Source organism: Streptomyces viridosporus T7A (assembly GCF_008704515.1).
In the GTDB taxonomy this organism is placed as follows: Bacteria; Actinomycetota; Actinomycetes; order Streptomycetales; family Streptomycetaceae; genus Streptomyces; species Streptomyces viridosporus.
In genome coordinates this window covers 3,995,523-4,020,061 of sequence record NZ_CP023700.1, presented here as the reverse complement: position 1 = coordinate 4,020,061, position 24,539 = coordinate 3,995,523, and the positions used below count along the sequence as shown (strand labels likewise).

Sequence of the window (24,539 nt, the reverse complement as noted above, 5' to 3'; positions counted from 1 at the left end):
TGGCACACGCCGGTCGAGGGGACGGTTGAGGCATATGAGCACATCGGGAGTCGGGCAGCCGCCTGGAGCTGTCTCGTTGACCCAACCGGCGGTCGGGGAGCGGGAGTTCCACCGGCCGCCCACACAGCGCACGGACAGCCCGGTGCTGCCCGAGGAACGGCCGGAGCACGAGCTGACCGTGCTCAGCCTGGCCGAGCTGCGCACCCTGCGCCGCGACGCCCAGCGCGACGAGGCCGACCTCAGCTACGTACGGCGGCTGCTCCAGGGCCGGATCGACATCCTGGGCGCGGAGCTGGCCCGGCGCGCCCCCGCGGGCGCCGCCTCGGCCGCCGCCGAGCCGGTGGAGGCGTCCGTGGTGGAGCGGCTGCCGGAGATCCTGCGGGACACCCCGGCCCGGCACCGGTCCTCCGCCCGCCATGTGACGCTGGGCACGCCGCGGAGCGAGGAGTACCGGCGGCTGGCGGCCGAGATGCTCGCCGAGGTGGAGCTGTCCGACCTGGACGCCCGCACGGACGGGGAGCTGAACGCCGCGATGGGGCGGCTGAAGCGGTACGAGCAGCAGGTGTCCCGGCGGCGGCAGCGGCTGCAGCGCACGGCCGACGACTGCAGCGCCGAGATCGCGCGCAGGTACCGTGAGGGGGAAGCTCAAGTCGACGACCTGCTCGTGTGAGAAGGGGGGCGGCCCGGTGATCCCGGGGGCCTCCGTACCGGGCGGGGCGTACCCCCGTCCGGAAGGCCACCGCCGATGTCCGCACCGTCCCCGTCCGCCGTACCGCCCGTTCTCGCGGAGGTCGTCCGTTCCGGTTTCGTCGAGGGGCGGCACCGGGGAAGCCTGGTCCTGCTGGACGCCGACGGAGCCGTGGAACTGGCGCTGGGCGACGTGACGGCCCCCGTCTTCCCGCGGTCCAGCAACAAGCCGATGCAGGCGGCGGGCGTGCTGCGGGCGGGCCTGGACCTGGCGGGGGAGCGGCTGGCGCTGGCCGCCGCGAGCCACTCGGGGGAGGGCTTCCACCGCGACCTGGTGCGGAAGATGCTGGCCGAGCACGGGCTGGGCGAGTGGCAGCTGGGCTGCCCGCCGGACCTGCCGCTGGACGCGGAGGAGCGGGAGACGTACCTCGCGGCCGGCGGGGTGCGGGAGAAGGTGACCATGAACTGCTCCGGCAAGCACACCGCGATGCTGGCGGTCTGCGCGCTGCGGGACTGGCCGCTGGAGACCTACCTGGACCCCGACCACCCGCTCCAGCGGATCATCCACCGGGGGGTGGAGAACGCGGCGGGCGAGCGGGTGGCCGCCGTCGGTACGGACGGCTGCGGCGCCCCGCTGATGGCGATCGGCCTCACCGGCCTGGCCCGCGCCTACCGCTCCTTCGTCCTCGCCGAGCCCGGCACGCCCGAGCGCCGGGTCGCGGACGCCATGCGCGCCCACCCCGAGTACGTCGCCGGCACCCGCCGCGCCGACACCTGGCTGATGCGGGAGGTCCCGGGCGCCCTGTCCAAGATGGGCGCGGAGGCCGTCCAGGCCGTCGCCCTGCCGGACGGCCGCGCCCTCGCCTTCAAGGTGGACGACGGGGCGGTGCGGGCCCTGGGGCCGGTGCTCGCGCGGGCGCTGGGGATCATGGGGGTGGACGGACCGGTGGTCGAGCGGATCGGCCGGGCGCCGCTGACGGGCGGGGCGGAGGTCGTGGGGGAGATCCGGGCGGTGTTCTAGGAACCGGCCCCGGGCGGATGGGGGTTGGTCCCGGGCACGGGCGGAGGAACGGGTCCGGGGGCGTGCGGACCGGACCCGGGGTGTGCGGAGGACCGGACCCGGGGCATGCGGAGGACCGGCCCCGGGGAAGGGCCCGCGCCCGCCGGAAGGCCCGGGGAACGCGCCGGGAAGGTGCCGGCAACGCGCCGGGAAGGTGCCCGCGGAAAACCGCGAAAACCGCGCGACACCCTTCCGGCCCGCGCCCTACCGTGTGCCCATGACCTCCCGCGCCGCCATGGACGTACGCCCCATCGCCGAGACCGAGTTCGACGACTGGAACCGGACCCTCAACACCGGGTTCCTGCGGGAGCCCACCTCTCCGCCGGAAGTGGTCGACGCGCGGCGCCGGCACTTCCTCCCCGGCCGGCTGCTCGGCGCCTTCGACGAGGGGCGCTGCGTCGCGACGTTCCGTTCCTTCGCGCAGGAGCTCACCGTCGTCGGCGGCGCGACCGTGTCCGCCGACGCCATCACCAACGTCACCGTCACCGCCACGCACCGCCGCCGGGGCCTGCTCACCCGCATGATGGCCCAGGACCTCGCCGCCGCGAAGGAGAACGGGGACGTCGTGGCGACCCTGATCGCCGCCGAGTACCCGATCTACGGCCGCTACGGCTTCGGCCCCGCCACCACGGCGACCGAGTGGACGATCGACGTGCCGCGCACCGGCCTCGACCCGCGGTGGGCGGGCCCGGACGACGGCGGCCGCATCGACCTCGTGGACGGGGAGGACGTGCGCAAGCTCGGCCCCGACCTGCACGAGCGGCTGCGCCGGGCCCAGCCGGGCGCCGTCAGCCGCACCGACCTGTGGTGGCGGCTCGCCACCGGCGCCGTGCGCTTCCACCCGACCTGGAGCGAACCCTGCTTCGCCGTGTACCGCTCGGCGGACGGCGAGGTCGAGGGCATGGTCGCCTACCGGGCGGACGACACCTGGGGCGACGCCAAGCAGCCGCTGAACACGGCGAGCGTGGACTGGCTGATCGGGGTGACCCCGGCCGCCGAGCGGGCGCTGTGGCACTACCTGTGCTCGATCGACTGGGTGGTGAAGGTGAAGAGCGGCTGGCGGGCCCCCGACGACCTGCTCCCGCACTTCCTCCCGGACCCGCGCGCCGCCGCCGTCACCACGCAGGCGGACTGGCTGTGGGTGCGCATCCTGGACGTCGTACGGGCGCTGGAGGCGCGGACGTACGAGGCGGCGGGTTCGCTGGTGCTGGAGGTGTCCGACCGCGACGGGCTGACCGGCGGGCGGTACCGGCTCCGGGCGTCGGCGGACGGGTCCGGCTCCTGCGCCCCGACCGGCGAGAGCGCCGACCTCGTGCTGGACGTCTCCGACCTGGCGGCGCTGTGGCTGGGCGACGAGTCGGCGGTGCGGCTGGCGGCCCTGGGCCGGGTGCGGGAAGAACGAGCGGGCGCCGCCCGTCAGGCCGACGCCCTGCTGCGTACTTCCAGGCGACCGTGGTGCCCGGACATGTTCTGAGCGCTGCTCCCGCGCTCCTGCTGCCTGCCTCCTCTCCTCGACGACGGGTGTGCGCTCATCCGTAGCGAGCTGTTCAGTTGTGGTTGTGGTGGTGGTGCGGGTGGTGCGACCGACGGGGCTCCCGGCTCCCCTCCGGAGGAGAGCCCGGTCGGTGGTCCGCGGGGGTGTGCCGTCAGCCCGACTGGGCGAGCAACATCACCAGGATGACCGCGCCGATGCCGCCGATCGCGGTGTTCCGCGCCTTGATGCCCACGGTGAGGGCGACGAAGGCGATGATCCCCATCGGCCCGTACTTCCACTGGACGAGTTGCTCGAACCCCACGGCCAGGGCGGCGAGGACGACGGCGATGAACGGCATGACGATCCCCCTTGTCGTCGGTGGTCCCCAACCGTCGCCCTGGCGGCCAACCTCCTTGGGGGCCGACCATGTTGCTCAAGTTGGTTACCAACTTCTCTTCAGTTATCTCCGTATGGAGGCGACTCATAACCACCTCCATGTGAACTGCCCAAAGATGGCGGGAAGTTGTAGTGTTCAGTCGTGGACCCGGAATACGCCTCCGTCAAGGGGCGGAAGAGACCGCAGCGGCCACAGAGGGCACATCGCGAGGTGGCCGACGAGCTGCGCGCCCGGATCAGGTCCGGAGTGCTGCGGCCGGGGCAGCGCATGCCCACGCAGGCCCGGCTCGCCGAGGAGTTCGGCGTGGAGCGCGGCACCGTGCGCCAGGCCCTGCGCATCCTGCGGTCCGAGCGGTTGCTCACCGACGTCTCCAAGGGGGCCCCGGCGACCGTCGCCGCCGCCGAAAGCGCGCCGACCGGCCCCGCGGCGCCTCCGCTGCCCACCACGGCGGCCCTCGCGCCCCGCATCGCCACCGCCTTCGCGGCCGAGCACGTCGAGATCGACGCCGTCTGCCTGACCTCGGTCTCCCTCACGCTCGCCCTCGGCGAGCCGTTGCGCCGGATCCACGCCGGGCAACTGAAACCGGCCAAGATCGACGTCCGTGTCCTGCTGCCCTCCCGGAGCATCGCCCTGGCCTTCCCGGTCCCGGTCGGGGGCCGGGACGGCACCGGTGACCCGGTCCACGAGCGCTGGCTGGCCCAGCGCAACGCCCAGGGGCAGGTGTTCCGGCACAACCTGCTCGCCCTGCGCGCCACGCACGGCATCGACGTGCGCGTCTCGTTCCGCGCCCTGCCCTTCACCCCGCCGGTGAAGCTGTACCTGCTCAACGGGGAGGTGGCGCTGTTCGCCCACTACACGCCGGCGCGCCGCGAGGCGTCGACCGACCACGAGAACCTGGAGACGTACGACGTGCAGGGCGTCCGGTCCCTGCTGTTCGCCTTCGAGCGGGGCGCCGGTCCGCGGGACACCGCGTTCGTGGAGCAGTCCCACCGGTGGTTCGACGCGCTGTGGGAGACGATCAGTTCGGAGCTGGTGCTCACGGGCTGACGTCTGCCGTGGACGCCGGGCCGCGGGCGTCGGACCGAGGGGGCCGGGACGGTTCACCGGGCCGCTCACAGGGCGGGTCGCGCCACCAGCAGCGCGAGCAGGACCGCCCCGGCGGAGCTGACCCCCGGGCTCTTGGCCTTGATGCCTATGGTGAGCAACAGCAGGCCGATGATGCCGGCGACGCCGTACTTCCACTGGACGAACTGCTCCAGGGTGATGACGAGAACGGCGGAGACGAGGGCGAGGACGGGCACGGTGTTCCCCCCTTCGGGCTTCCTGGCGGACGGGTGCGGCGATGTGGAACGGAACGGAGGCGGAACCTCCGAACTTTCGCCAACTCGGTGGAGTTGGCAACCAACTAGGTCTATGTTGTCCCCACTTGGTCCCTCCTCATAAACAACTTTCAAGCAACTCCCTTTGGATGGATCACAGTTGTAGCGTTCGGTCGTGGCCCAGGAGAACGTGTCAGTGAACGGCAGCAGAAGGCTCACGCCCCAGGAGATCGCCGACATCCTGCGGGAACGCATCCGCACCGGCGAACTCAGGACGGGTGACCGCCTGCCCACCCAGGCCGAACTCGCCGAGGAGTTCGGTGTGGAGCGCGGCACCGTGCGCCAGGCCCTGCGCGCGCTCCAGGAGGACGGCCTCCTCAGCAACGTCAGCAAGGGCAGCCCGCCGCGGATCGCCGAGCCGGCCCCCGCCCGGGAGGAGCCCCAGCCGACGATGGTGGGGCTGGCGCCCCGGCTGGTGGATGCCTTCGCACAGGACCGTGTGCGGATCGACGCGGTCTGCCTGACGGCCGAGAGCCTCATGCTGGCGCTGAGCGAACCGGTCCGGCACATCCACGAGGGCCGCCGGCGCCCCGAGTCGGTCGAGGTCCGCCTCCTGCTGCCCTCCCGGAGCATCACCCTGGCCTTCCCGGTCCCGGTCGAGGGCCGCGACGGCACCGGCGACCCGGTCCACGAGCGCTGGCTGACCCAGCGCAACGCCCAGGCCCGCGTGCTCCGGCACAACCTGCTCGCCCTGCGCGCCACGCACGGCATCGACGTGCACGTCTCGTTCCGGGCCCTGCCCTTCACCCCGCCCGTGAAGCTGTACCTGCTCAACGGGGAGGAGGCGCTGATCGGCTACTACATGCTCACCCGGCGCGAGGAGGAGTGGGAGGACCGGACCCTGCAGATGTACGACGCCCTCGGCTCCCAGTCCCTGCTCTTCTCCTTCGCCGGGCGGGCCGGGCAGCGGGACCGGGCGTTCGTGGAGGAGTCCCGGAAGTGGTTCGACGCCCTCTGGGACACCATCACGACGGACCTGACACTCTCCTGACCCCACCCCGGCCCGCCCCACCCCGGCCCGGCCCGCCCGGGCCGGAGATCCGTGACCGGATGCTCCGCCGCCGGGAGCGCGGGCCGCCGGACGCGTGCACCCGCGACCGGCGCGGGGACCGGCAGGTGTACCGCCGGCTGGGGACCGTGCGGTCCGCGTACGCCGGCCTCGACCGCCCGGTGAGCGGTGCCGGTGCCCCGGTGGCGGCGCGGCGCGGCGGTGCGGGCCCCGCCCCGGTCCCGTCCACCGCGGGGGGCCGCCCCGCTGCGTAGGCTCACCGCATGAGCGAAACCGGGCTGCGGGAGCGGAAGAGGCGGCGGATGTACCGGACCGTGTCGGACACGGCCGTCCGGCTCTTCCTGGAACGGGGCTTCGACGCCGTCTCCGTCGCCGAGGTGGCCGCCGCGGCCGAGATCTCCAAGCCGACGCTGTTCCGGTACTTCCCCGCGAAGGAGGACCTCGTCCTGTACCGGATCGCCGACCACGAGGACGAGGCCGCGCGGGTGGTGGGCCGGGGGCCGTCGCCCGTGGAGGCGTTGCGGCGGCACTTCCTGGACGGACTTCGGCGGTGCGACCCGGTCACCGGACTCAACGACGATCCCGAGGTGCTCGCCTTCCACTCACTGCTGTACGGGACGCCGGCGCTGGTCGCGCGGCTGTACGGGTATCTGGAGCGGTCCGAGGAGGCGCTGGCCGAGGCGCTCGGTGGCGGGCTCGGTGCGCGGCTGGCCGCCGGGCAGATCATCGCCGTACGGCGGATCCTCGCCCAGGAGAACTGGCGGCGGATCGCGGCGGGGGAGCCGGTCGCGGAGGTGCGGGGGGACGCGGTGGCGGCGGCCGAGCGGGCGTTCGACGTGCTGGCGGAGACGCTGCCCCGCCTCGGCATCATGGAGACTCGGTAAAAAATGTAACTCGGTAACGTTATTCGGTACGCTCGGTGGAATGACGCCACCCGAGCCCTCACCCCGGCACGCCCTCACCCGGGAGCGCGCCCACCACGACCGCTGCCGCTCCGCCCTCGCCGCCCTGGTCGACGACGCCGGGGAGCAGGTCCTCGCCGGCGAGGACGTCTCCGCCTCCGGCGCGGACGCCGAGGTCCTCGGGCGCCGGCTGCGCACCCGGGCCGAGGAGCTGCGGGAGCTGCCCGAGGGCCCCCTGTTCTTCGGACGGCTGGACTTCCGGCGGGACGGCACCGGGCACGCCGGGCAGAGCTACCACATCGGGCGGCTGCGGATCACCGAGCACCCCGCCGCCCCGCCCCTCGTCGTGGACTGGCGGGCGCCCGTCTCCCGCGCGTTCTACCAGGCGTCCGCCCGCGACCCGCAAGGCGTCGCGGTGCGCCGGCGGTTCGGCTGGGCGCCGGGCAGCCGGGGCGACTCCGCCGACCTGACCGGGCTGGAGGACGAGTACCTGGAGCGGGGGGAGGCGCCGGCCGGCGAGATCGTCGCCCGCGAGATCGAGCGGCCCCGCGTCGGGCCCATGCGGGACATCGCGGCCACCCTCCAGCCCGAGCAGGACGACCTCGTCCGCGAGGACCTGGACCGCTCCGTCTGTGTGCAGGGCGCCCCCGGCACCGGCAAGACCGCCGTCGGTCTGCACCGGGCGGCGTACCTGCTCTACACCCACCCGCAGCGCGTCCGGCGCGGCGGACTGCTCGTCCTCGGACCCCACCGCACGTTCCTGTCGTACATCTCCGAAGTCCTCCCGGCCCTCGGGGAGACCGGCGTACGGCAGGCGACCCTCCTCGAGGAGATCGCCCGGCACCCGGTCACCGGCACCGACGACGAGCGCGCCGCCGTCGTCAAGCACGACGCCAGGATGGCGGAGGTGCTGCGACGGGCCCTGTACGCGCGCGTGCGCGCCGATCACCCCGCGCCCCTCGCGGTGCCCGACGGGTCCTACCGCTGGCGGGTCGCGGAGGACGAGCTGGCCCGGATCGTGGCGGACGTACGGGCCGAGGAACCGCCGTACGCGGTGGGGAGGGAGCGGGTGCGGGCGCGGATCGTGCGGTGCGTGCGGGAACGGGCCGAGCGGCGCGGTGGGCCGCGCGGTGCCGCCTGGGTGCGCCGGATCGAGCGCGCCCGACCGCTGTCCGCGTACGTCGACGCGGTCTGGCCCCGGGTGCACGCGGAGGAGGTGGTGGCCGAAGTGCTCACGGACCCCGGCGCGTTGGCCGCCGCGGCCGGGGGAGTGCTGGACGCCGACGAGCAGCGGGCCGTGCTGTGGGCGAAGCCGCCGCGGTCGTGGAGGTCGGCGCGCTGGTCGGCCGCCGACCTGGTCCTGCTCGACGAGGTCGCCGGGCTGATCGAGCATCCCGCGGGATACGGCCACGTCGTGGTCGACGAGGCCCAGGACCTCTCCCCGATGGAGTGCCGGGCCATCGCCCGCCGGACCGCCTTCGGCTCGCTCACCGTGCTGGGCGACCTGGCACAGGGCACCGCACCGTGGGCGGCCCGCTCGTGGCCGGCGGTCCTGCGGCACCTCGGGAAGCCGGAGGCGGCCGTGGTCGCGCTGACCACCGGGTTCCGTGTGCCGCAGGCGGTCGTCGCGCTCGCCAACCGGCTCCTCGAGCGGCTCGACGTCGACGTCCCGGCGGCCCGGTCCCTGCGCGGCGACGGGGAGGTGCGCCTGCGGAAGGTCCCCGGTCCGGACGCGCTCCCGGCCGCGGTCGTGGCCGCCGTACGGGACGCGCTCGGGCGGGAGGGCTCCATCGGGGTCGTCGCCGCGGACGCGGACGTGCCCCGGCTGCGGCGGGCGCTGGCCGGGGCGGGGGTGGAGGCGGCGGGCCCGCAGGCGCCGGCCGCGCGGGTCGCCGTGGTGCCGGCGAGCGTCGTCAAGGGCCTGGAGTACGACCATGTCGTCGCCGTCGAACCGGCGGCCGTCGCGGAGGCGGAGGGGCACGGGGAACGGGGCTTGCGCCGGTTGTACGTGGTGCTGACCCGGGCGGTCTCCCGGCTGGACGTGGTGCACGGGCGGCCCCTGCCGTTCTGAGGCCGCCCGGGGCCCGCTCAGCGGCGGGCGAGCACCTCGGCGACCCGGGTGAACCCGTCCGCGCCGTGCCCGAGCGCGATGACCCGCCGGGCCTGACCCTCGATCACGCGCATCACGCTCGCGTCGATGCCGTGGGCCTCGGAGGCGTGGACCACGTGGGCCATGGTCGACGCCGCCGAGGTGATCGGGTTCAGCTCGCCCGAGTACGTGCCGGCGTCGGCGTCGGCCGCGAACTCCGTGAACAGCGGCGGCAGGATCGCGGCGATGCCCCGGGCGAAGGGGGCGAGCTCCCCGGCGGTGACGCCCTCCGCGCGGGCCACGGCGAGGGCGTGCGCGTAGCCGGCCATCGCCGTCCAGAAGATGTCGAGCAGCGCGATGTCGTACGCCGCGGCCCGGCCGATCTCCTCCCCGAGGTGGGTGTGCGTGCCGCCGAGCGCCGCCAGCACCGGCCGGTGCCGGCGGTACAGCTCCTCGGGACCGCTGAGCAGGAACACCGCGTCGTCCGTGCCGATGGTCGGGGTCGGGGTCATGATCGCGCCGTCCAGGTAGTGGACGCCGTGCCGCCCGGCCCACTCGGCCGTGTCCCGGGCGCGCTCCGGGGTGTCGGCGCTCAGGTTCACGACCGTGCGGCCCTCGAGCGCGGCGGTGACCGCGTCCCGGCGCAGCACGGCGTCCGAGGCGTCGTGGTTCACCACGCAGACGACGGTGAGCGGGGAGGCGGCGACCGCCTCCTCGGGCGAGCGCGCCGGGACCGCGCCCCGGGCGACCAGCTCGCCGTCCCGGCCGGGCGTGCGGTTCCAGACGGTGGTGCGCAGCCCCGCGGCCAGGAACGCCCCGGCCAGCGCCCGGCCCATCGGGCCGAGCCCGAGGAGGGTGACGGCGGACCGGTCGGTGTGCACGGACATCATTCGACTCCCGTAACGTGATGGCTGATTGCTGATAAATCCGATGAAAGGGGGTGCGGCGTGACGCACCGGCGCCAGGACCCGGACGTCTGCGGAGTGACCGCCGCGATCGCCGTGATCGAGGGCAAGTGGAAGACCACGCTGCTGTGGCTGCTGGAGTCCGGCCCGCACCGGCCGGCCGAACTGCGCCGGCGGGTGCCCGGCCTCACCGAGAAGGTGCTGACCCAGGCACTGCGGGAGATGGAGGCGGACGGACTGGTGGACCGGCGGGTCCACGACGTGCTTCCGCCGAAGACCGAGTACTCCCTGACCGCGTTCGGCCGCGACCTCGCCGGGGCCCTCGCCCCGCTCGCCGACTGGGGGCACCGCCGTCTGGACAGGATGACCGCGACCGCCCGGCCGGTGCCCTGACGACCGCCGTCGTCCGCGTCACCTCCGTCCCCGCGTGTCCGGCGGCCGGCCGCGTCCAGGTTCGCGCAGGGCCGGGACACTGCCAAGTACGCACAAAAAAGTGGGTGTGCGGGTCCGGGGCCCCGCCGCGGCCCCGGACCGCCGAGGAGAGGGGAGAACACCGTGCTGATCAGGGCCGCCCGGCCGGAGGAGGCGGAGGCGCTGAGCCGCCTGGCGCTCCGTTCGAAGGCGCACTGGGGATACGACGAGGCGTTCCTCGACCGGTGCCGGGAGGAGCTGACCCTGAGGCCCGGGGAGGTCGTACGGCGGCGGACCGCCGTGGCCGAGGACCGGGGGCGGGTGGTCGGGTTCGTCACCGTCGAGGGCGGCCCGCCCGAGGGGGAGCTGGGCATGCTGTTCGTCGATCCGCCGGCCATCGGCGGAGGGGTCGGCCGGCTGCTCTTCGAGCACGCCCTGGCCGTCGCCCGCGCCCTGGGCCTGGAACGGCTGCGCCTCGAGGCCGACCCGAACGCCGAGCCCTTCTACCGGGCCATGGGCGCCACCCGTGTCGGGCTGGTGCCGTCCGGGGCGGCCGCGGGGCGGTCGCTGCCGCTGATGACCGTCGAGGTGGAGCGGCACCGGTGAGGGCGGCGCGGTCCCGGGCGCGCCGCCCTCGGCGCGCCCGGCGTCACGCGTTCCGGTCGGCTTCCCGCGCCGCGCGCTCCAGCCGGTCGCGGTGGGCCTCCCACCACGCCGGGTCGCCCGGCGGCACGCCGACGTCGTCCTTCCGCATCCCCACGGAGCCGTCCAGGAGTTCCCGGAGGATGTCGGCGTGCCCGGCGTGCCGCTGGGTGTCCGCGAGCACGCGCACCACGGCCCGGTGCAGCGTCACCTCGTCCTCGCCGTCGGGCCACCACGGCACCCTGCCGACCGTGTCCGGCGGCAGCGCGTCGATCGTCGCGTCCGCGTGCGCCCACGCCCGGCGGTAGAGCTCCACGATCCGCTCGCGTGACTCCTCGGCGGTGGCCCACATGTCCGCGTGGGGTTCGGCACCGTCCTCCAGCCAGGGCAGCGGCTCGCCGGAGGGGCGGCCGAAGACCTCGCCGAGGTAGCCCAGTTCCACGCCGGCCGCGTGCTTCACCAGGCCCAGGAGGTTGGTGCCGGTCGGCGTCAGCGGACGGCGGACGTCGTACTCCGAGAGCCCTTCGAGCTTCCACAGCAGGGCGTCGCGGGCGGACTGCAGGCAGAGGCGGAGGTCGGCCCGGGGATCGGTGGCGGTCATGGGCGTCCCGTGTCGGAGGAGTCCGGGCGGGCGGGCGCGGTGCCCGCGGCTTCGGTGTGCGCGAAGTCGTACACGGCCCAGTCGGCGAGCGTGCGGTAACCGAGGCGCTGGTAGAGGGCGTTGCTGGTGGGGTTGGACAGGTCCGCGAACAGCACGACGTCCCTCGCGCCCGCGGCCAGCGCGGCCCGGCTCACCTCCGCCGTCACGGCACCCGCGTAGCCGCGCCCGCGCAGGTGGGCCGGGGTGTAGACGACGTCCACCTGGACCTGGCCGCCGATCAACGGGTTCATGCCCGCGAGGGAGACGGGGGTGCCGTCCGGGGTCTCCCAGAGCGTGTAGCGCTTGTCGGCGAAGCGGGTGCCGGCCCACGTGCCGGCGTCGATGACGACGTCCTCCCCGACGGCCTTGGCGAACTCGCCGCACCAGAACATGACGTCTTCGAGGTCCTGCTCGCCCAGGACGCGGCCCCGGCCCGCCGGCGGTGGTTGCGGCGGGGCGAGCGTGCCGAGGCGGTACAGGCGCAGCCGCGTGTCGCGGAGTCTCGGTGTCGCGCCGGTGTGCCGCTGCCAGGCCTCGGCGAAGGCGGTGGCGGTGCCGTGGTCCGCGCTGACGGAGGGGAGGGAGTGCCCGAGGGCGGCCAGGTGGGCGGCGAGGGAGTCGGCCTGCTCGGGCGTGAGCGGGGAAGGGCCGAGGCCGCGGTGCGGGAGGCGGTGGAAGGTGGCGTGGACCTCGCCCGCCCGCTCCAGCGCGCCGAAGACGGGGGCCTCGGTGCCGAACGCCTCCGCCCCCCGCACTCGCACCCTCTCGGCCCAGGTCAGCTGCATGACGTGCGGGCCGGGCCGCGAGCGCAGGAAGTCCCCGGCCCGGGCGAGGAAGTCGTCGACGTCTTCGGTGAGGTACCAGTCGTCCGATCGCATGCCCCATGTTTTCCCATGCCGGGGGTGTGCCCCGCGGTTTTCCGCCAGGGCGGGACCCCGGACTCAGGCCCGCCGCCCGCCCGGAGCGCCCGGTGGCACACTTCTGCAAGCGGATGCTTGCAATAGTTAGCAGGGTGGGGCAAGGTGGAGGCATGGCATCGCTCAACGTCGGCAATCTCGGTGAGTACCTGCGCGAGCAGCGGCGCAACGCGCAGTTGTCGCTGCGGCAGCTCGCCGATGCCGCCGGGGTGTCCAATCCGTACCTCAGCCAGATCGAGCGCGGGCTGCGCAAGCCGAGCGCGGAGGTGCTGCAGCAGGTCGCCAAGGCGCTGCGGATCTCCGCCGAGACGCTGTACGTCCGGGCCGGGATCCTCGACGCCGAGCGGGACCGGGACGAGGTCGAGACGCGGGCCGTCCTCCTCGCCGACCCCACGCTGACCGAGCGTCAGAAGCAGGTGCTGCTCCAGATCTACGAGTCCTTCCGCAAGGAGAACGGATTCGGCGGAGCCGAGGACGGGAAGGCGACGACCGGGACGGGCGACGCGGCCGAGGCGGCCGACGGCGCCGACGGGAGCGACCGTGCGGAGGACGTCCAGGACGTCCCGGACGGCGGCGCGGCGATACGCCGGAGCCGTACGGCCGGCGGCGGCGCCTCCGCCGGGCGCCGTGGCTCCACCAGCAAGAGCGGCACGTCCGCCGGGCGCCGTCCCCGCACGACCGGCGGGAGCGACACCGATCCGCAGCAGACGGCCGGTTGAGCCGGACCAGGGCACCGGCCGCCCGCCGCGGACCACACGAACCCTCAGCCGAAACAGAATCCGGGAGGACCATCACCATGGCCATCACCGACGACCTGCGCAAGACCTTCCGCAACCCGACCCCGCTCTACTTCGCGGCCGGCACCGCCGACCTGGCCCTGCAGCAGGCCAGGAAGGTGCCGGTCCTGGTGGACCAGCTGCGCACCGAGGCCCCCGCCCGCATCGAGGCCGTGCGCAACACCGACCCCAAGGCCGTCCAGGAGAAGGCGACCCACCGGGTCCGGGAGACGCAGGAGACCCTGCAGGCCAAGGTCGGCGAGTTCTTCGGCTCCCTCGACACCGACCTGAAGAAGCTCGGTGAGACCGCCCAGGACCTCGCGCTGCGCGGGGTCGGTGTCGCCGCCGAGTACGCGGTCAAGGCCCGGGAGACCTACGAGAAGGTCGCCGAGCACGGCGAGCAGGCCGTGCGGACCTGGCGCGGCGAGGCCGCCGAGAGCATCGAGGACATCGCCGTGGCCGTGGAGCCGGCCGCCGAACCGAAGCCCGTGTCCCGGCCCGAACCGGCCGCGGCCGGCGACGCCGGGCCCGCCGCGACCCCCGGGACCGCGGGGACCGGGTCCGCCGGGGCCGCCGGGGCCGGTCCCGCGGCGGTGAGGAAGCCCGCCGCCGCCAAGAAGGCTCCGGCGCAGCGCAAGGCCACGACCAAGAAGACGCCCCCGCCCGCCAAGTAAGCGGCGGGACGGGACCGGCCGGCGGAACGGGCCGGGCACTCTCGCGGTGCCCGGCCCGTTGTCCGGATAGCCGACCGGCGGTTGCGGGTACGGTTGCCGCGTAGGGACGAGCCGAGTCAGGTGGTGGACGTAGTGCTGATGCAGGGATTCGCGGGGTTGATGTGGCTGCTGAGCATGGCCCTGATCCTCTTCAGCGGTTTCGCGCTGATCGACGCCGCCACGCGCCGTGAGGACGCCTACCGCGCGGCGGACAAGAAGACCAAACCGTTCTGGCTGATCATCCTGGGGCTCGCCTTCGTGGTGAACCTGATCTTCAACATCCTGTCGTTCCTGCCGATCATCGGACTGATCGCGACCATCGTGTACATGGTCGACGTCCGGCCCGCCCTGCGCGGCCTCCCCGGTGGCGGGCGCAGCCGCAGGGGCTCCAGCAGCGACGGCCCGTACGGCCCGTGGAACGGCGGCCGGTAGGAAGCAGCCGCCGGCCTACACCGGCCGGCCGGGCTACGGCGCGCGGTCCAGCAGCAGGACCGCCACGTCGTCCGTCAGCTCGCCGCCGTTGAGGTCGCGGACCTCGCTGACCGCCGCCTGCAGCAGCTCCTCGCCGTGCAGCCCCGCGGTGAGCTGTCGGCGGACCATGTCCACCATGCCGTCCTGGCCGAGCCGCTCCCCGCTGTCCCCGACCCGGCCCTCGATCAGACCGTCGGTGTAGAGCATCAGGCTCCACTCGGCGCCCAGCTCCACCTGCATCCGCGGCCAGCGGGCGCCGGACAGCAGACCGAGGGCCGGGCCGTTGTCGTCGTAGGGCAGCAGCCGCGCGGGCAGGCCCGGGCGGACGAGCAGCGGCGAGGGGTGGCCGGCCAGGCACAGGCCGGCCCGGCAGCCGTCCGGGGCGATGTCGACCGTGCACAGGGTCGCGAAGATCTCGTCGTCCGCGCGTTCGTGCTCCAGCACCTGCTGGAGCGTGCCCAGCAGCTCGTCGCCGCACAGCCCCGCCAGGGTCAGCGCGCGCCAGGCGATGCGCAGCTCGACGCCGAGGGCGGCCTCGTCCGGGCCGTGGCCGCAGACGTCGCCGATCATGGCGTGCACGGTGCCGTCCGGGGTGCGCACGACGTCGTAGAAGTCGCCGCCGAGCAGGGCGCGCGAGCGGCCGGGGCGGTAGCGGGCGGCGAAGCGGAGCGGGGAGCCCTCCAGCAGCGGGGTCGGCAGCAGCCCGCGTTCCAGCCGGGCGTTCTCCTGGGCGCGGAGCCGGCCCTCGGCGAGCCGCCGCTCGGCGGAGTCGGAACGCTTGCGCTCCACCGCGTAGCGGATCGCCCGGCTCAGCAGCCGGCCGTCCAGTTCGTCGCGGACGAGGTAGTCCTGGGCGCCCACCCGTACCGCCTCCGCGCCGCGCTCGGTGTCGTCGGCCGAGGTGAGCGCGAGGACGGCGTGCCGGGGCGCCAGCTCCAGCACGTGCTGGAGCACGGCGAGCTCGTCGTCGTCGCCGCCCGCCCGGCCGGGCGCGGGCAGCGCCAGGTCCAGCAGGATGCAGTGGACGTCGTCGGTGAGCAGCCGCTCGGCCTCGGTGAGGTTGCGGGCGGTGCGGACGCGGATCGGCTTGCCGGCCTGGTCGAGCAGGTCCGGCACGATCGGCGAGCCGCCGGGGTCGTCCTCGATCAGCAGCAGGGTGAGGTTGGTGGGGACGGCCGTCTCGGCCCGGTCCGGCGCGGTCCCGGCCGGGGCCGTGGCGTTCTCGGACGGGGCGGCGGCGTTCTCGGACGGGGCCGTCGTGCACGGGGCCGCCGCCAGGGCCTCCGCGGAGTCCTGGACGGAGCCGCCGTTCGGCGGCGCGGCCGGCGCCTGACCGCTTTCCGCGGCCGGAATCGCTCTCTGCCGCGGTACGGGTGCGGGCATGCTTCCGGGTTCCTTCCCTCCCCCCGAGGGCACGGTGGGGGCGAGGGATCTCGGCCCTTCCCTGGGCTCGCACCTCCGTGCGAGCGGGGGATGCCCCTTTTCGATCCGGGACGATAGCGGGTGACGGCGCCGCAGCGGAATGGTGTGACGTACATCGGTCGGCCATCGGCCACTGTCATATGCCGCTTTTGCTACCGCAGTTGGACAGGCCGAAGGCGCCGAGGGGATGACGAACGTCACGCCCGCGGGGGAGCGGCGGCAAGATCCACGTGGGCCGGGTCACGCGGTCGGGACACGCGGGCGGGCCGCGGGGGCCGGATCAAGCGGGGCGGGTACGCGGACGGGCCGCGGGGGCCGGATCACGCAGGCCGTGTGGGCGGGATCACGCGGGCCGTGTGGGCGGGATCACGCGGGCCGTGTGGGCGGGATCACGCGGGTCGGATCGTACGTCCGGGGCACGTGTCCGGATCGCGCGGTCCGGCGGCCCGGGCCGCCGACGGGGCGGCGCCGGCCCCGCCGCTCAGTCCGCGTCCGGGCGCACCACTCCGAGGATCGGCATCGACCCGGCCCCCGCGATCGTCACCGACCGCCCCGGGCGCGGGGCGTGCACGACGGAGCCGTCCCCGATGTACATCCCGACGTGGCTGGCGTCGCCGAAGTAGATGATGAGGTCGCCGGGCCGCATGTCCTCGACGTCGACCTTCTCCAGCTGCCGCCACTGCGCCTGCGAGGTGCGCGGGATGCCCAGCCCCGCCGACGCCCAGGCCTGCGAGGTCAGCCCCGAGCAGTCGTACGCCTTCGGGCCCTCGGCGCCCCACTGGTACGGCTTGCCGATCTGCGCGGTGGCGTACGCGACGGCCTCCTTGCCCCGGGCGGTCGCCTTGCCCCGGATCTCGTCGAGGATGCCGGAGCTCAGCCAGGTGGCCTGCGCCTGCCGGGCGGCCTGCTCCTCCAGCAGGGCCAGGCGCTCCCGCTCCTCCTTCTCCAGTTCCGCCTCGAGCTCCTCGGCCGCCTCGATCTGCTGCTCGATCTTCTTCTGCGCCTTGGCCTTGGCCTTGCGGCCCGCCTCCAGCTTGCGCCACTGCGCGTCGGCGTCCTCGGCGTACTGCTCCAAGTCCTGCTGCACCCGGGTCAGTTCGCCGAGCAGCCCCTGGGTCGCGTGCTCGCCCTGGCGCACCAGCCCCGCGCCGTTCAGGAAGTCCTGCGGGTCCTCGCTCAGCATCAGGTGCGCTTCGGGCGGCAGCCCGCCGCCGCGGTACTGGGCGGCGGCCGCGGCGCCCGCGCGCTCCTTCAGGTCCTCCAGCCGCTCCCGGCCCTCGGCGATCTTCTTGGCCAGCCGGACGATCTCGGCGGACTGCTTCTCCGCCTTCTCCTCGGCGTCGTTGTACTCGTCGGTGGCGACGGCCGCCGCGCGGTAGAGCGCGTCGAGCTTCTTGCGGACGGCTTCGAGCTCCTCGTCGGTGGTGGCCGGGGTGCTCGCGCTCGGGGGCGGCGGGGGAGCGGGGTCCGCGAACGCCGTACCCGGTGCGGCCAGCACCACGACCGCACAGACCACGGTCACGGCCGCCGTGATCAGCCCGCGCCTGCCCGTCCGCATGGCTCCGCCCCCCGACTGGTTAATCGCCAGTAACATCCGGTCGTCCGGGATGCTGCCACGTCGGCGCGCGAAACGACAGACCTCGTACTTTCCGCTGTTCTCTTCCGGCATGGCGATCATCCTGCCGGTGTGACGAACGACGCACGGAGATCGTGCCCGTCGCCCGTGTGTCGGCGCCCCGCGTGCCGTCCGGGCCGCCGGCGCCCCTGCCGCCGGGTCAGCCCCGCGGCGCCAGTGCCTCCCAGCGCACCGTGACCTCCCCCTGCCGCCATCGCGCCGGCCCGTCCGTCACCGGCCAGTGGGCCGCGAGGTCCCGTACCGTCCGGATCCAGCGCTGCCGGGCGCCGTACGCGGCGTAGGGCGCGGCGGCGGCCCAGGCGCGGTCGAAGTCGCGCAGGAAGGCGTGCACCGGCTCGCCGGGGACGTTGCGGTGGATGAGCGCCTTCGGCAGGCGTTCCGCCAGGTCCGAGGGGCGCTGCAGCGAGCCCAGCCGGGTCGCGAAGGTGACCGTGCGCGGTCCCTCCGGGCCGAGGGCGACCCACACGTGCCGGCGTCCGATCTCGTCGCAGGTCCCCTCGACCAGCAGCCCGCCGCGCGAGCCCGTCGCCGGGTCGGCCGGCGCCAGCCGCGCGCACAGCCGCCGCCACACGGCGGCGACCTCCGTCTCGTCGTACTGGCGCAGCACGTTCGCCGCGCGGACCAGCAGCGGCCGTCCGGAGACCGGTACCTCGAAGCCGCCGTGCCGGAAGGCCAGCCCGTCGCGCTCGTACGGCCGCGCGGCCGCGACCCGGGCCGGTTCGATCTCGACGCCCACCACGCGTGCGCGGGGCGCCGCGGTGCGCAGGCGGTGCAGCAGTTCGACCGCCGTCCAGGGGGCCGCGCCGTAGCCGAGGTCGACGGCGACGGGATCGGCCGCGCGGCGCAGTTCCGCGCCGTGCACGGCCGCGATCCAGCGGTCCATGCGGCGCAGCCGGTTGGGGTTGGTCGTCCCGCGCGTCACCGTGCCCACGACGGGGCTCCCCCCGCTCGAGGGAAGCCGAGGGTGGGGGAGGGAGGCGGTGCGGGGCGTCATGGGTACGAGGGTATGCGGGTACCCGGAACGGTCCGGGCGCCCCGTCGGGGACACCGCACCGCACGGGCCGCCGCGGACGCCCACCGCCACGCACCCCGTCGCGGACGCCACCGCCCCACGCCCCGCCGCGGATGCCGCCACCACGCGCCCCGCTCTCGAACGGTTGAGCGATGACCGGTAATGATTCGGTAAAGAACCGGTCCGCCGGGGGCGTCTGGAAATGGGAACAGAGCCTTCCGCGTTGTCCCCCCACGGGGCCGCCGGGCCCACCGACCGTCATGCCCGCAGCGAGGAGGAACGCCACGTGAGCCAGTACATCGCGAGGCTCGGGCGGCGCCCCCCGGGGGCACCCCCGCGGCTGCGACTGCACCGCAGGCAGCCCCGCCGCGTGGCGATGCTCTCCGTGCACACCTCCCCGCTCCACCAGCCGGGCACCGGCGACGCCGGCGGCATGAACGTCTACATCGTGGAACTCGCGCAGCGCCTCGCCGCGATCGACATCGAGGTGGAGATCTTCACCCGCGCGACCGCCGCCGCCCTCCCGCCCACCGTCGAGCTGGCCCCCGGCGTCCTCGTCCGGCACGTCGACGCCGGCCCCTACGAGGGGCTCGCCAAAGAGGACCTGCCCGCCCAGCTGTGCGCCTTCACCCACGGCGTGATGCAGGCGTGGGCCGGCCACCGCCCCGGCCACTACGACCTGGTCCACTCCCACTACTGGCTCTCCGGCCACGTCGGCTGGCTCGCCGCCCAGCGCTGGGGCGTCCCCCTGGTGCACGCCATGCACACCATGGCCAAGGTCAAGAACGCCAACCTGGCCGTCGGCGACACGCCCGAGCCCGCCGCCCGCGTCATCGGCGAGACCCAGATCGTCGACGCCGCCGACCGGCTGATCGCCAACACCACCGAGGAGGCGGACGAACTCGTCCGGCACTACGCCGCCGACCCCGGCAAGGTCGCCGTCGTGCACCCCGGCGTGAACCTGACCCGCTTCCGCCCCGCCGACGGACGCGCCGCCGCCCGCGCCCGCCTGGGCCTGCCGCAGGACGCGCTGATCCCGCTCTTCGCCGGCCGCATCCAGCCGCTCAAAGCGCCGGACGTGCTGCTGCGCGCGGTCGCCGTCCTGCTCGACGAGCGCCCCGAGCTGCGCACGCGGATCTGCGTCCCCGTGGTCGGCGGCCCCAGCGGCAGCGGCCTCGCCAAGCCCGAGGGCCTGCAGAAGCTCGCCGCGCGCCTCGGCATCGCGGACGTCGTACGGTTCCGCCCGCCGGTCGGGCAGGAGCAGCTCGCGGACTGGTTCCGCGCGGCGTCCGTCCTCGTCATGCCGTCCTACAGCGAGTCGTTCGGCCTGGTCGCCATAGAGGCGCAGGCGGCCGGCACCCCGGTGCTCGCCGCCGCGGTCGGCGGCCTCCCGGTGGCCGTGCGGGACGGGCACACCGGCTTCCTGGTCCAGGGCCACGACCCCGCCGCCTACGCGCGCGTGCTGCGCGACTTCGCCGACCACCCGCACCTCACCGACCGGATGGGCGAGGCCGCCGCCCGGCACGCCCAGTTCTTCGGCTGGGACACCGCGGCCGCCGCCACGGCCGACGTCTACACGGCCGCGACGCAGGCGCACCGCCGTCACGTACGCTCCCACCATGGCTGACACGGCAGCGGAAGCAGAGCAGCGGGCGGCACGGACCGTCGAGGACGTACTGAAGGACGCCGAACTCGACTGGGAGAGCCCCGCGTCCGGCACCTACGTCGTGAAGCTCCCCGGCACCCGGAAGCTGTCCACGACGGTCTCCCTGATCGTCGGCCGGCACACGCTCTCCCTCAACGCCTTCGTCATCCGCCACCCCGACGAGAACGAGGCCGCCGTCCACCGCTGGCTGCTGGAGCGCAACCTCAAGCTCTTCGGCGTGAGTTACGCCGTCGACCCGCTCGGCGACATCTACGTCACCGGCCGCCTCCCGCTGTCCGCCGCCACCCCGGACGAACTCGACCGCCTCCTCGGCCAGGTCCTGGAGGCCGCCGACGGCAGCTTCAACACGCTCCTGGAACTCGGCTTCGCCTCCGCGATCCGCAAGGAGTACGCCTGGCGGGTGTCGCGCGGCGAGTCGACCCGCAACCTGGACGCGTTCACCCACCTGCTGCGGCGCCCCTCCTCGGACGCCTCCCCGGACGAGTAGCCGCCGCGGGGCTACCGGCCCCCCGCGCGGTAACGGCCCGGCGTGACCCCGACCAGCTTCCGGAAGTGGCGGGTGAGGTGGGCCTGGTCGTAGAACCCGGTGGCGACCGCGACCCCGCTCGGCGACCGCCCCTCCAGGAGCAGCCGCCGGGCGCGGCCCACCCGGCGGGACATCAGGTACTGGTGCGGCGCGATGCCGTAGGCGCCGCTGAACGCCCGTACCAGGTGCGCGGGATGGGCGGACAGCAGCGCGGCGGCCTCCCGCAGCCCGATCCCCTCCACGACCCGCTCGTCGAGCAGCTCGCGCAGCCGCCGGGCGAGGACGGGGTCCCGCCGGGGCGTCCCCGCGGCGGCGTCCCGGGACCGCAGGTGCGCGCGCAGCCGCTCCCCGACGAGCGTCAGCCGGCTCTCGGCCTCCAGTTCGTCGCCGGGCCGCACGAGCGCGGCGTGCACCTGCCCGACCCGCCGCCGCAGCAGGGGGTCGCGCAGGTCGGGCCGGTCGACGGCGGCCCCGATGAGATCGTCCCCGAGGTGGGTGCCGTCGAGGTAGAGCACCCGCTTGCGGAAGCCGCCGGAGGTGGCGGGGGAGCCGTTGTGGGGGACGTGCGGCGGCAGCACGGACACGGTGTCGTGCGGGGTGCCGTGCTCGTGCCGGTCGAGGTCGTACCGCACGGCGCCGTCGTCGACGATCAGCAGCGTCCAGGCGTCGTGGACGTGCATCGGGTAGGCGTACTCGGTGAAGCGGGCGTGGAAGACCTCGACGACACCCGGGAGACCGGGCCGCCAGGCGGAGACGGTCCGCCCGGAGCCGGAACGCTCTGCGGCCATGCAAACAACGTACAAGACGCCTGCGCGCCCCGATCGGCAGTCTCGGGGCATGAGCACACGCTTCGACACGAAGATCGCCGTCCTGCTGCGCGAGGACCTGGAGACCTGGCAGCGCCTCAACGTCACCGCCTTCCTGGTCAGCGGCCTGGGCACCCGCCTCCCCGAGGTGATCGGGGAACCGTACGAGGACGCGGACCGGGTGCCCTACCTGCCGATGTTCCGCCAGCCGGTGCTGGTCTTCGAGGGCGCCAAGGAGACCCTGAAGGCGGCCCACGCGCGCGCCCTCTCCCGCGCCCTGCCGCGCGCGGTCTTCACCGGCGACCTGTTCGCCACCGGCCACGACGAGGCCAACCGCGCGGCGGTCCGGGCCGTGGGCACACCGGACCTGGACCTGGTCGGCCTGGCGGTGTACGGCCCGAGGAACGCGGTGGACAAGGTCCTCAAGGGGGCGCGGATGCATCCGTGAGACGGTGGGCGCATGCCGCTCCCACCGCCTCGCCCGCTCCTCTTCCTGGACGTGGACGGCCCGCTGATCCCCTTCGGGGAGGCCGCGCGGGAGCCGCTCACGCACGAGGGGAACCCCCTGCTGGGCCGTCTCGACCCCGCGGTGGGCCCGCGCCTGCTCGCCCTGCCCTGCGACCTGGTGTGGGCGACGACCTGGTGGCACGGGGCGAACGACACGATCGCCCCGCGCCTCGGCCTGCCGAGGCTGCCGGTGGTGAGCCGGCCGGAGGACGACGCGCCCGCCCCGCGCGGCCTCCACTGGAAGACGCGCCCCCTGTCGGAGTGGGCCGGGCACCGCCCGTTCGTCTGGCTGGACGACGAGATCGGCCCGGTGGACCGGCTGTGGATCGAGGCGGCCCACCCGGCGCCGGCGCTGTTGCTCCGGGTGGATCCGGCGAGGGGGCTGACGGAGGAGGACTTCACGGCGACGGAGGAGTGGCTGCGCGCCCGTTCACCCCGTTCACCCCGTTGACGAGTCGGCGCGGGCCGGACGCGGGTCGCCCTGGAACACCTGCGCGAGGTGCCAGGCGCGGTGCGGCGCCGCGACGGGGGCGGCCCCCGGCTGCGGACCGATGAGGGGCCGCCCGGAGAGCTCGGTGACCTGCGCGCGGGCCGCGGCACCGTGCCCGACGAAGCGCTGCGAGACCAGGATGCGGTGGCTCTCGCCGACCCCGAGGACACCCTTGTCGAAGAGCTTGTGGTGCAACGAGCACAGGCACAGCCCGTTGTCGACGTCGTCCGGGCCGTCGAACGCCCACCAGCGCACGTGCGCCGCCTCCAGCCCGACGGACACGCTCCCGATCCGGCCGTCGTAGCCGCAGAAGGCGCACCGGTGCTCGTACGCGGTCAGCACCTTCTCCCGCATCCGGCGGTCCCGCTGCTGCCCGCGGGAGGACGGGAGCGGCTCGGCCTCCGCCGGTTCCGGCCCCAACCCGACGGCTTCGCACAGGTCGGAGTGGAGCGAGGGCGGGAAGTTCGCGTCGAGCAGCGCCCGCACCATGCGTCCGAGCAGGGCCGGCTCCCTCCTCAGCGCCGTCCGCAACTCCGGCGCGAGCCGCCCGGTGGCGTTCGTCGCCCGCAGCTCCCGCACGCCGGTCCCCGGACTGCCGGACCCCCGGTCGCTGCGCACCTCCCACACCCCGTCACCGACCAGGTGGTGGAACGGGTAGGCGGGCGTGGTCGGACGGGGCGGACCGTACTCGGCCAGCAGCCGCTTCAGGTCCTCCTCGACCGCGCTGTAGACCAGCTCCCCCTCGGCGTCCCTCCGGAACCGGCCGAGGGCGTACAGCAGCAGCAACGGCTTGTGCGGGGCCCGGACCCCGCTCCTGCTCCACTGCCTCAACTCCGTTGCGCGCTCGACCCAGTTCATGACCGGTGAGCGTAACGGTGGCCCGGCGGGCGGCCGGATCGCAGGTTGACCACGCACGGTGCCCGAGTGCTCCGGCCGGCCGCCCGCAGCGGCTACGCGTCACGAAGCCGCTGCGGGGAAGGACGACGAAGGCCGCCGTCGGACGTCAAGGAGCCGTTCCCGTTCCGGCCGAAGGACGACTCCGGCTGAAGGGCGACTCCGACGGAAGGCCGACTCGGACGGAAGGGCGACTCCGACGGAAGGCCGACAGCGCCCCCACGGTCCGCGGGGCCGGCCGGCTCAGCGGGAGCAGACCACGCCGACGAGCGTGAACGACGCGTAGAACGGCCCCTGGGAGAGGCCCGCGAACCAGCGGTGGCCGCGGTCCCGGTCGATGTGGCCCCCGTCGATGGCCTTCTGCAGGTTGCGGCCCAGCCCCAGGGTGTGGTCCGCCTCCTGGAAGTCACGGAAGACCGGTGTGGTGGCGTGCACGGCCTCGACGCGGAAGCCCGCCCGTTCGGCGAGGCGTACGAGACCGCGCCCGACGGTCGCGTTGCGGACCACCTCCGCCGTGGTGTACCGGGTGAAGGCGCGGCTGGTGTCGAGGTCCTCGGCGTCGACGATCAGGGTGTCCCAGTCGGGTTCGGCCAGGCCGACCCGGGCGCCCGGCCGGGTGGCGCGGTGGAGCTGGGCGAGCACCTCCGCGGGGTCGTCGACGTGCATCAGGACGCGGTCGATCTTGGCCCGGTCCATCGTCCCCGGCTCCACGGGGAGCGCGTGGACGTCCCCTTCGCGGAGCTCCACCCGGCGCAGGCCCTCCGTGCGCGCCCGGGCCCGCTCCAGCATGGCCGGATCACGGTCCACACCGATCACGGTGCCCCCGTCCCCGACGCGTTCCGCCAGCGCCGGCAGATCCGTGCCGGGGCCGCACCCCGCGTCCAGGACGGTGTGACCCGCCCGGATGTCCAACAGGTCGAGCATCTGCCGCTTGTACGCCCGGCCGGCGTCACCGGCGGCGGCCCGCAGCATGTAGGAGGCCTGGTCGGGTCGGGGCACACCGAGAGTCGTCGACATGCGGGCCAGTCAACCACTCCCCTCGCGGATCACCGCCTGTTCGAGACCCGTCCCCCGTCCTCCGTCCCCAGCCGCTCGAGCCGACGCTGCC

At 74.6% G+C, this 24,539-nt stretch carries 27 protein-coding genes; 16 read left to right on the top strand and 11 right to left on the bottom strand.

Annotation, left to right across the window (positions count from 1 at the left end; genetic code table 11):
• The first annotated feature begins 34 nt into the window (after nt 1–34).
• The 3 genes from CP969_RS18565 to CP969_RS18555 all read left to right on the top strand — a co-directional run bounded on the left by CP969_RS18565 (nt 35) and on the right by CP969_RS18555 (nt 3,221).
• Nucleotides 35–670, top strand: coding sequence for an RsiG family protein (locus CP969_RS18565; protein WP_004986419.1), 636 nt, complete (start codon nt 35–37; stop codon nt 668–670).
• Between the two features lie 75 nt (nt 671–745).
• Nucleotides 746–1,708, top strand: a complete 963-nt coding sequence (locus CP969_RS18560; protein ID WP_016825635.1) for an asparaginase — start codon at nt 746–748, stop codon at nt 1,706–1,708.
• Nucleotides 1,709–1,964: 256 nt separating this feature from the next.
• Nucleotides 1,965–3,221 carry a GNAT family N-acetyltransferase gene (locus CP969_RS18555; protein ID WP_016825636.1) on the top strand — a complete coding sequence of 419 codons (1,257 nt, stop codon included), beginning with the start codon at nt 1,965–1,967 and terminating at the stop codon, nt 3,219–3,221.
• Between the two features lie 172 nt (nt 3,222–3,393).
• Here the strand turns inward: CP969_RS18555 and CP969_RS18550 are convergent, their stop codons facing one another.
• On the bottom strand, nt 3,394–3,579 hold the full coding sequence (locus CP969_RS18550) for a hypothetical protein (RefSeq protein WP_004986422.1): 186 nt from the start codon (nt 3,577–3,579) through the stop codon (nt 3,394–3,396).
• Between the two features lie 180 nt (nt 3,580–3,759).
• On the opposite strand from CP969_RS18550, the gene CP969_RS18545 reads away from it, so the two are divergent.
• The gene (locus CP969_RS18545; protein WP_004986423.1) at nt 3,760–4,665 is read left to right on the top strand and encodes a GntR family transcriptional regulator; all 906 of its coding nucleotides are present in this window, start codon (nt 3,760–3,762) and stop codon (nt 4,663–4,665) included.
• Between the two features lie 65 nt (nt 4,666–4,730).
• On the opposite strand, the gene CP969_RS18540 is transcribed toward CP969_RS18545, so the two are convergent.
• Nucleotides 4,731–4,919, bottom strand: a complete 189-nt coding sequence (locus CP969_RS18540; RefSeq protein WP_016825638.1) for a hypothetical protein — start codon at nt 4,917–4,919, stop codon at nt 4,731–4,733.
• 193 nt (nt 4,920–5,112) lie between these two features.
• Between CP969_RS18540 and CP969_RS18535 the strand changes: the two genes are divergently transcribed.
• From CP969_RS18535 to CP969_RS18520, 3 genes are all read left to right on the top strand, one after another.
• Nucleotides 5,113–5,988, top strand: coding sequence for a winged helix-turn-helix domain-containing protein (locus tag CP969_RS18535; RefSeq protein WP_039831064.1), 876 nt, complete (start codon nt 5,113–5,115; stop codon nt 5,986–5,988).
• Nucleotides 5,989–6,269: 281 nt separating this feature from the next.
• The gene (locus CP969_RS18525; RefSeq protein ID WP_026085068.1) at nt 6,270–6,890 is read left to right on the top strand and encodes a TetR/AcrR family transcriptional regulator; all 621 of its coding nucleotides are present in this window, start codon (nt 6,270–6,272) and stop codon (nt 6,888–6,890) included.
• A gap of 40 nt (nt 6,891–6,930) precedes the next feature.
• Complete coding sequence (locus CP969_RS18520; protein WP_016825641.1) at nt 6,931–8,979, top strand: HelD family protein; 2,049 nt, start codon at nt 6,931–6,933, stop codon at nt 8,977–8,979.
• A 17-nt stretch (nt 8,980–8,996) separates the two neighbouring features.
• On the opposite strand, the gene CP969_RS18515 is transcribed toward CP969_RS18520, so the two are convergent.
• Nucleotides 8,997–9,884, bottom strand: a complete 888-nt coding sequence (locus CP969_RS18515) for an NAD(P)-dependent oxidoreductase (protein WP_026085069.1) — start codon at nt 9,882–9,884, stop codon at nt 8,997–8,999.
• Between the two features lie 60 nt (nt 9,885–9,944).
• Between CP969_RS18515 and CP969_RS18510 the strand changes: the two genes are divergently transcribed.
• A complete protein-coding gene (locus tag CP969_RS18510) occupies nt 9,945–10,295 on the top strand; it encodes a winged helix-turn-helix transcriptional regulator (protein WP_004986437.1) in 351 nt (116 codons plus the stop codon).
• A 162-nt stretch (nt 10,296–10,457) separates the two neighbouring features.
• Nucleotides 10,458–10,919 carry a GNAT family N-acetyltransferase gene (locus CP969_RS18505; protein WP_004986440.1) on the top strand — a complete coding sequence of 154 codons (462 nt, stop codon included), beginning with the start codon at nt 10,458–10,460 and terminating at the stop codon, nt 10,917–10,919.
• A gap of 43 nt (nt 10,920–10,962) precedes the next feature.
• Here CP969_RS18505 and CP969_RS18500 read toward each other — a convergent pair whose 3' ends face one another.
• Nucleotides 10,963–11,556: a DinB family protein gene (locus CP969_RS18500; protein ID WP_004986441.1), complete on the bottom strand. Its 594-nt coding sequence runs from the start codon at nt 11,554–11,556 to the stop codon at nt 10,963–10,965.
• Entirely contained in the window at nt 11,553–12,473 is a 921-nt protein-coding gene (locus tag CP969_RS18495; RefSeq protein ID WP_016825643.1) for a GNAT family N-acetyltransferase, read from the bottom strand. The genes CP969_RS18500 and CP969_RS18495 overlap by 4 nt, the downstream gene beginning before the upstream one ends.
• 152 nt (nt 12,474–12,625) lie before the next feature.
• On the opposite strand from CP969_RS18495, the gene CP969_RS33265 reads away from it, so the two are divergent.
• From CP969_RS33265 to CP969_RS18480, 3 genes are all read left to right on the top strand, one after another.
• Nucleotides 12,626–13,231 (top strand): helix-turn-helix domain-containing protein, encoded by a 606-nt coding sequence (locus tag CP969_RS33265; RefSeq protein ID WP_016825644.1) that lies wholly within the window; start codon nt 12,626–12,628, stop codon nt 13,229–13,231.
• A gap of 77 nt (nt 13,232–13,308) precedes the next feature.
• Nucleotides 13,309–13,962 (top strand): hypothetical protein, encoded by a 654-nt coding sequence (locus CP969_RS18485; RefSeq protein WP_016825645.1) that lies wholly within the window; start codon nt 13,309–13,311, stop codon nt 13,960–13,962.
• 138 nt (nt 13,963–14,100) lie between these two features.
• Complete coding sequence (locus CP969_RS18480) at nt 14,101–14,433, top strand: DUF2516 family protein (RefSeq protein WP_078495521.1); 333 nt, start codon at nt 14,101–14,103, stop codon at nt 14,431–14,433.
• 33 nt (nt 14,434–14,466) lie between these two features.
• On the opposite strand, the gene CP969_RS18475 is transcribed toward CP969_RS18480, so the two are convergent.
• From CP969_RS18475 to CP969_RS18465, 3 genes are all read right to left on the bottom strand, one after another.
• Nucleotides 14,467–15,855 carry a PP2C family protein-serine/threonine phosphatase gene (locus tag CP969_RS18475; protein WP_016825646.1) on the bottom strand — a complete coding sequence of 463 codons (1,389 nt, stop codon included), beginning with the start codon at nt 15,853–15,855 and terminating at the stop codon, nt 14,467–14,469.
• A gap of 520 nt (nt 15,856–16,375) precedes the next feature.
• The gene (locus tag CP969_RS18470; protein WP_016825647.1) at nt 16,376–17,452 is read right to left on the bottom strand and encodes a C40 family peptidase; all 1,077 of its coding nucleotides are present in this window, start codon (nt 17,450–17,452) and stop codon (nt 16,376–16,378) included.
• 217 nt (nt 17,453–17,669) lie between these two features.
• Nucleotides 17,670–18,461 carry a class I SAM-dependent methyltransferase gene (locus CP969_RS18465; protein WP_004986455.1) on the bottom strand — a complete coding sequence of 264 codons (792 nt, stop codon included), beginning with the start codon at nt 18,459–18,461 and terminating at the stop codon, nt 17,670–17,672.
• 367 nt (nt 18,462–18,828) lie between these two features.
• On the opposite strand from CP969_RS18465, the gene mshA reads away from it, so the two are divergent.
• Nucleotides 18,829–20,169, top strand: a complete 1,341-nt coding sequence (mshA, locus tag CP969_RS18460; protein WP_016825648.1) for a D-inositol-3-phosphate glycosyltransferase — start codon at nt 18,829–18,831, stop codon at nt 20,167–20,169.
• Nucleotides 20,162–20,695 (top strand): type III secretion system chaperone family protein, encoded by a 534-nt coding sequence (locus tag CP969_RS18455; RefSeq protein ID WP_016825649.1) that lies wholly within the window; start codon nt 20,162–20,164, stop codon nt 20,693–20,695. The genes mshA and CP969_RS18455 overlap by 8 nt, the downstream gene beginning before the upstream one ends.
• Before the next feature lie 11 nt (nt 20,696–20,706).
• Here the strand turns inward: CP969_RS18455 and CP969_RS18450 are convergent, their stop codons facing one another.
• Entirely contained in the window at nt 20,707–21,522 is an 816-nt protein-coding gene (locus CP969_RS18450) for a helix-turn-helix domain-containing protein (protein WP_016825650.1), read from the bottom strand.
• On the opposite strand from CP969_RS18450, the gene CP969_RS18445 reads away from it, so the two are divergent.
• Entirely contained in the window at nt 21,521–21,988 is a 468-nt protein-coding gene (locus tag CP969_RS18445; protein ID WP_078495387.1) for a DUF2000 domain-containing protein, read from the top strand. The two genes, CP969_RS18450 and CP969_RS18445, sit on opposite strands and share 2 nt — an antisense overlap.
• Before the next feature lie 12 nt (nt 21,989–22,000).
• On the top strand, nt 22,001–22,498 hold the full coding sequence (locus CP969_RS18440; RefSeq protein WP_016825652.1) for an HAD domain-containing protein: 498 nt from the start codon (nt 22,001–22,003) through the stop codon (nt 22,496–22,498).
• Here CP969_RS18440 and CP969_RS18435 read toward each other — a convergent pair.
• Nucleotides 22,487–23,395 (bottom strand): phosphorothioated DNA-binding restriction endonuclease, encoded by a 909-nt coding sequence (locus CP969_RS18435; RefSeq protein WP_004986463.1) that lies wholly within the window; start codon nt 23,393–23,395, stop codon nt 22,487–22,489. The genes CP969_RS18440 and CP969_RS18435 overlap by 12 nt on opposite strands.
• Before the next feature lie 279 nt (nt 23,396–23,674).
• Complete coding sequence (locus CP969_RS18430; protein ID WP_039831067.1) at nt 23,675–24,448, bottom strand: methyltransferase domain-containing protein; 774 nt, start codon at nt 24,446–24,448, stop codon at nt 23,675–23,677.
• Nucleotides 24,449–24,539 lie beyond the last annotated feature (91 nt).

Coding starts and splice junctions, on each gene's coding strand:
- CP969_RS18555 (WP_016825636.1), top strand. CDS start 1,965: ATGACCTCCCGCGCCGCCATGGACGTACGCCCCATCGCCGAGACCGAG.
- CP969_RS18565 (WP_004986419.1), top strand. CDS start 35: ATGAGCACATCGGGAGTCGGGCAGCCGCCTGGAGCTGTCTCGTTGACC.
- CP969_RS18480 (WP_078495521.1), top strand. CDS start 14,101: ATGCAGGGATTCGCGGGGTTGATGTGGCTGCTGAGCATGGCCCTGATC.
- CP969_RS18440 (WP_016825652.1), top strand. CDS start 22,001: ATGCCGCTCCCACCGCCTCGCCCGCTCCTCTTCCTGGACGTGGACGGC.
- CP969_RS18485 (WP_016825645.1), top strand. CDS start 13,309: ATGGCCATCACCGACGACCTGCGCAAGACCTTCCGCAACCCGACCCCG.
- CP969_RS18475 (WP_016825646.1), bottom strand. CDS start 15,855: ATGCCCGCACCCGTACCGCGGCAGAGAGCGATTCCGGCCGCGGAAAGC.
- CP969_RS18550 (WP_004986422.1), bottom strand. CDS start 3,579: ATGCCGTTCATCGCCGTCGTCCTCGCCGCCCTGGCCGTGGGGTTCGAG.
- CP969_RS18445 (WP_078495387.1), top strand. CDS start 21,521: ATGCAAACAACGTACAAGACGCCTGCGCGCCCCGATCGGCAGTCTCGG.
- CP969_RS33265 (WP_016825644.1), top strand. CDS start 12,626: ATGGCATCGCTCAACGTCGGCAATCTCGGTGAGTACCTGCGCGAGCAG.
- CP969_RS18500 (WP_004986441.1), bottom strand. CDS start 11,556: ATGACCGCCACCGATCCCCGGGCCGACCTCCGCCTCTGCCTGCAGTCC.
- CP969_RS18435 (WP_004986463.1), bottom strand. CDS start 23,395: ATGAACTGGGTCGAGCGCGCAACGGAGTTGAGGCAGTGGAGCAGGAGC.
- CP969_RS18495 (WP_016825643.1), bottom strand. CDS start 12,473: ATGCGATCGGACGACTGGTACCTCACCGAAGACGTCGACGACTTCCTC.
- CP969_RS18455 (WP_016825649.1), top strand. CDS start 20,162: ATGGCTGACACGGCAGCGGAAGCAGAGCAGCGGGCGGCACGGACCGTC.
- CP969_RS18515 (WP_026085069.1), bottom strand. CDS start 9,884: ATGTCCGTGCACACCGACCGGTCCGCCGTCACCCTCCTCGGGCTCGGC.
- CP969_RS18560 (WP_016825635.1), top strand. CDS start 746: ATGTCCGCACCGTCCCCGTCCGCCGTACCGCCCGTTCTCGCGGAGGTC.
- CP969_RS18525 (WP_026085068.1), top strand. CDS start 6,270: ATGAGCGAAACCGGGCTGCGGGAGCGGAAGAGGCGGCGGATGTACCGG.
- CP969_RS18470 (WP_016825647.1), bottom strand. CDS start 17,452: ATGCGGACGGGCAGGCGCGGGCTGATCACGGCGGCCGTGACCGTGGTC.
- CP969_RS18430 (WP_039831067.1), bottom strand. CDS start 24,448: ATGTCGACGACTCTCGGTGTGCCCCGACCCGACCAGGCCTCCTACATG.
- CP969_RS18520 (WP_016825641.1), top strand. CDS start 6,931: ATGACGCCACCCGAGCCCTCACCCCGGCACGCCCTCACCCGGGAGCGC.
- CP969_RS18450 (WP_016825650.1), bottom strand. CDS start 21,522: ATGGCCGCAGAGCGTTCCGGCTCCGGGCGGACCGTCTCCGCCTGGCGG.